5 protein-coding genes are annotated in these 4,878 nt (G+C 72.3%); 3 read left to right on the forward strand and 2 right to left on the reverse strand.

What is annotated here, in order from left to right; genetic code table 11:
* On the reverse strand, positions 1 to 559 hold a 559-nt coding region (locus H5J33_RS23480), incomplete at its 3' end, for a LacI family DNA-binding transcriptional regulator (protein ID WP_181796884.1).
* 361 nt (positions 560 to 920) lie between these two features.
* On the opposite strand from H5J33_RS23480, the gene H5J33_RS23485 reads away from it, so the two are divergent.
* Both H5J33_RS23485 and H5J33_RS23490 read left to right on the forward strand, forming a co-directional pair.
* Entirely contained in the window at positions 921 to 1,886 is a 966-nt protein-coding gene (locus H5J33_RS23485; RefSeq protein ID WP_181796885.1) for a glycoside hydrolase family 6 protein, read from the forward strand.
* Positions 1,887 to 1,932: 46 nt separating this feature from the next.
* On the forward strand, positions 1,933 to 3,207 hold the full coding sequence (locus tag H5J33_RS23490) for a glycoside hydrolase family 6 protein (RefSeq protein ID WP_181796886.1): 1,275 nt from the start codon (positions 1,933 to 1,935) through the stop codon (positions 3,205 to 3,207).
* A 92-nt stretch (positions 3,208 to 3,299) separates the two neighbouring features.
* Here H5J33_RS23490 and H5J33_RS23495 read toward each other — a convergent pair whose 3' ends face one another.
* Positions 3,300 to 4,043: a class I SAM-dependent methyltransferase gene (locus tag H5J33_RS23495; RefSeq protein ID WP_181796887.1), complete on the reverse strand. Its 744-nt coding sequence runs from the start codon at positions 4,041 to 4,043 to the stop codon at positions 3,300 to 3,302.
* 535 nt (positions 4,044 to 4,578) lie between these two features.
* Between H5J33_RS23495 and H5J33_RS23500 the strand changes: the two genes are divergently transcribed.
* Entirely contained in the window at positions 4,579 to 4,854 is a 276-nt protein-coding gene (locus tag H5J33_RS23500; RefSeq protein ID WP_181796888.1) for a helix-turn-helix domain-containing protein, read from the forward strand.
* Positions 4,855 to 4,878: the final 24 nt, after the last annotated feature.

Raw genomic sequence — 4,878 nt, forward strand, 5'->3', positions numbered from 1 at the left:
CGCGGGAGAGGAGGTACTCGGTCGCCTCGCGCGCGCCGCCGGTGTTGTCGGCGTCCACGTACCACCGGGGCGTGGCGCCGACCGGGCGGCCGCCGAACACGACGGGCATCCCGGCCTGTTCGGCGAGCTCGGCCAGCGGGTCGTCCTCCCGCAGCGCCATCAGCATGGCGCCGTCGGCACCCTTGCCGCGCAGGAGTTCCGCCACCCTCTTGCGACCCCGCTCGGACGCGGCCAGGCACAGCATCAGGTGCAGGTCGGCCTCCTCCAGGGCGGCCGACGCCCCCACGATCACCTGGGCGAAGAACGGATCCGCGAAGATCGACGGATCCTCTCCCGAGATGACCAGGGCGGCCGCTCCCGTCTGCCGGGTCGCGAGGGCGCGCGCGGTCGGATTGGGCACGTAACCGAGTTGCCGGACGGCCCGTTCGACCGCCTCGCGTTTGGCGTGGCTGACGTGCGGGGCGTTGTTGAGCGCCCGGGAGGCCACGGAGCGGGAGACACCGGCGCGTTCGGCCACCTCGTCGAGCGTCGGCTGCCGACGCGGCGCACCCTCCGCCATCAGCCTCGGGCCTTTCGCTGCGAAGGCCCCCGGGCCGGGGACCGGGGGCGCGGGACGGGACTGGAACCGCTTCCGGTTCCAGGACTTCGAAGCCTGGAACACGTCCAGGACTCTAGGGCCTGGAACACCGCTCGGGAAGGCCCGGGTACGGCTGTGAACTGCGGTGTGCGCGGCGACTCTTGACAGCTCCGGAAGCCCGCCACACGATTACCCACCACACCCCGTAGGCCGCACCGCGCTATGGGACCGCTTCCAATGGGAGCGCTCCCAACAGGGTGTCGTACCACCGCACTTCCTCAGTGCGTCGCGCGCCCGGGACGAGGGCGTGCGCGCGTCCCCACCAGGAAACCGAGGTACCGTCATGCGCCGCAGAGTCCGCACCCTGCTGGCAGGCCTGCTCGCCCTGCCGCTCGCGCTCGCCGTCGCCCCGTCCGCCCACGCGGCCGACCCGACCACCATGACCAGCGGGTTCTACACGGATCCCGACTCCAGCGCGAAACGGTGGGTCGCCGCCAACCCCGGCGACGGCCGGGCCTCCGCGATCAACTCCGCGATCGCGAACACCCCGACGGCCCGCTGGTTCGGCTCCTGGAGCGGCAGCATCGGCACCGCCACGGGGGCGTACGCGGGCGCCGCGGACGCCCAGGACAAACTGCCCCTCCTCGTCGCCTACAACATCTACAACCGCGACTACTGCGGCGGGCACTCGGCCGGCGGAGCCTCCTCGGCGTCCGCCTACGCGACCTGGATCTCCCAGTTCGCCGGCGGCATCGCCGGCCGCCCGGCCGTCGTGCTCCTCGAACCGGACTCCCTCGGCGACTACGACTGCATGACGCAGGCGCAGATCGCCGAACGCCAGTCCATGCTCACCGGCGCCCTCTCCCAGTTCAGCCGCCAGGCCCCCAACACCTGGGTCTACCTGGACGCCGGCAACCCGGGCTGGGCGAGCGCGGCGACCATGGCCCAGCGCCTCAACGACGCAGGCCTCCGCCAGGCCCACGGCTTCTCGCTCAACATCTCCAACTACTTCACCACGGCCGAGAACACCGCGTACGGCAACGCCGTCAACAGCGAACTGAGCCGCCGCTACGGCTACACCAAGCCGTTCGTCGTGGACACCAGCCGCAACGGCAACGGCTCCAACGGCCAGTGGTGCAACCCCTCGGGCCGCCGTATCGGCACCCCGACCCGGCTGGGCGGAGGCGCCGAGATGCTCCTGTGGGTCAAGGTCCCGGGCGAGTCCGACGGCAACTGCGGCGTCGGAACCGGCTCCTCGGCCGGGCAGTTCCTCCCCGAGGTCGCCTACAAGATGATCTACGGCTACTGATCCGCCGCGCCCGCGTCCCCCACCCACCCATCGACCAGGAGCAGTCATGACAGCACGCAGCCTGAGACGCGGCGCCGCCGCCGTCCTCGCCGCGCTCGCCGCCTGCGCGGCGCTCACCGCCACGCGGGCGGAGGCGGCACCGGCGCGGGGCGAGCTCACCCCGGCCACGAGGTTCTACGCGGACCCGCACGGCAAGGCCGCCGAGCAGGCCCTCGTGGACTTCCGCAACGGCGACCTGGAGAACGCCGCGAACATGGCCAGGCTCGCCAGCTGGCCGCAGGCTTCGTGGTTCACCGAGGGCACGCCCGACGAGGTGCGGGGCAAGGTGAACAGACTGGTCCGCCGGGCCGACGCCGTCCACCGGACCCCCGTGCTGGTGGCCTACGACATCCCGGGCCGGGACTGCTCCCAGTACTCCGGCGGCGGAGCCGCCTCCTCCGCCGCCTACCGGCAGTGGATCGACGCCTTCGCCGCCGGCATCGGCGACCGCGCCGCGGTGGTCGTCGTGGAACCCGACGGCCTGGCCCTGCTCCCCCGGGACTGCGGAGCGGCCACCGATCCGACCGGTGAACTCACGGCCACCCGCCTCGCCGACCTCGCCTACGCCGTCAAGACCCTGAAGGCCAGGCCGCGCACCGCCGTCTACCTGGACGCCGGCAACGTCCAGTGGCGGGCCGTCGGCGACATCGCCCAGCGGCTGCTGGACGCCGGGGTCCGCCAGGGCGACGGCTTCTCGCTGAACGTGTCCAACATGCACCCCACCGACCACAACGCCCGGTACGGCACCTGGGTGGCCAAGTGCATGTGGTTCGCCACCGAGGGCCCGGAATGGGCTCGGGGCCACGCCGACTGGTGCGCGAGTCAGTACTACTCGTCCGCCGCCCCGAACGACGGCACCCCCGGCAACAGCGTCTCCTCCGCCGACCCCGCCACCTGGCGGTGGACCGACGCCTGGTACGACCAGAACGTGGGCACGCCGCCGGCCGGCGCACTGAGCCACTTCGTCATCGACACCAGCCGCGACGGCCGCGGCGCCTGGACACCGGAGCCGGGCAAGTACACCGGCGACCCGGAGCCCTGGTGCAACGCGCCCGGCCGCGGACTCGGTCCGCGCCCCACCGCCGACACCGGCGTCCCGCTCGTCGACGCCTACCTGTGGATCAAGGTCCCCGGCGAGTCCGACGGCAGCTGCACGCGCGGCACGGGCGGCACGATCGACCCCGAGTACGGCATCGTCGACCCGCCCGCCGGCACCTGGTGGCCCGACCAGGCCCACGCCCTGGCCCGCAACGCGGTACCGCGTCTGACCTTCAACCACTGAGCGGAGCCCCGGTCACGGGACCGGGGCCCCCGAGTCCGGGCCGGGGCCGAGCGGGTACGCCGCCCGGCCCCGGCCCGCGGCTACCGACCGCCTCAGTCCGCGGTCTTCTCCCACACGGACACGTGCTGCCGGCTCTCGCCGGTGAACGGCTCCCGCGTCCACCCGTCCCACCGCGCCCGCGGCCGCATCCCGGCCAGCCGGGCCATCAGGTCCAGCTCGGCGGGCCAGACGTAGCGGAACGGGATGGCCAGGTGTTCGCCGCGGCCGTCCTGGACGGAGACGTGGTGCGAGCTGACGAACTGGCCGGCCACGTCGTACAGGTCGAACCCGAGCCGCCCCTCGCCCACCCGGAACGGCACGGCGTTCTGCCCGGGCGGCAGCCGCCGCAGGTCCGGCACGCCCACCTCCACGACGAAGCAGCCGCCGGGCTCCAGATGGCGGGCGGCGTTGCGGAAGCACTCCACCTGGGCGTCCTGCGAGGTCAGGTTCATGATCGTGTTGTAGACGAGGCAGGCGACCGAAAAGGTGCCGTCGACCCGCGCGGTCGCGAAGTCCCCGATCGTGACGCCGATGCCGTCTCCGCCGGGCTTGGCCCGCAGCCGCCCGACCATCGCCCGGGACATGTCGATGCCGTGCACCTCGACACCACGCGCCGCGAGCGGCAGGGCGATCCGCCCGGTCCCGATCCCGAACTCCAGCGCCCGCCCGCCGTCCCCGGCCAGCTCCGCCAGCAGATCCACGGCGGGCTCCACGACCCGCGGATCGAACATCTCCGCCGACGACTCGTCGTACGACGCGGCGACGGACTCCCCGAAGTACCCGTCCTCATCGAGCATGCGCCGACTGTACGACGACCCGCCCGGCCGAAGACCGGGAATTCCGCGACACCTGCGGATCGTCGGGCGAATTCCGGCAAGTCCAGGACTGCGTCGGCGAGTTCGGTGATACCGTGCGGCCGCCCGTACCGCTCGGCGGTGGCGGCCGGGGAACCGTGGACCGCTCCGAGGCGTCATATGTCCCCGACACCCCCCACGGGCAGCCCCAGGCCCCCGCATCGGAAGTATCCGGCCAAAGGGGCGCTCCGGAGGCGGAGTTCAGCGGCGATACAAACCGGGGGTTCGGTTTACAAGACGAGTTTCAGCGTTGGACAATCAAGTCTCCAGAGGGCCGCACGCACCAGGTATACCCACGTGAACTGCGCTTTCACTGGAAGGGCCGGGGCGAGCGACGGTCGGCGTGCCGTCGCCACTCGACGGCATGGGCATGCCGGGATGCGGCGGCAAGCTGGGTATCCGTCCTGTTACGACCGACCGTCACCAAGTGATCATCGAACGGAGCTACGGTGGATATGCTGCGAAACGGGTCCGCCGCATGAGACAAGTGAGAGCCGAGGAGACGCGCAACGCCCTGCTCCTGGCCGCGGCCCGGACATTCGACCGCGACGGCTACGAGGGCACCACGCTGGCGACGGTCAGCGATCGCGCGGCGGTGAGCAAGGGCGCGCTCTCGTTCCACTTCAGCAGCAAGTCGGCGCTCGCGGACGCCGTGCAGTACGTGGCGTGCGAGCGCTCCCGCGCCGAGCTGAAGGCCCTGGACGATCCCGGGGCCCCGGCCCTGCGGGCGCTGGGCGCCAGACTGACCCCATGACGGAAACGGAATCGAACACGTACG

It is taken from the genome of Streptomyces sp. WELS2 (genome assembly GCF_013870595.1).
Classification (GTDB): Bacteria; Actinomycetota; Actinomycetes; order Streptomycetales; family Streptomycetaceae; genus Streptomyces.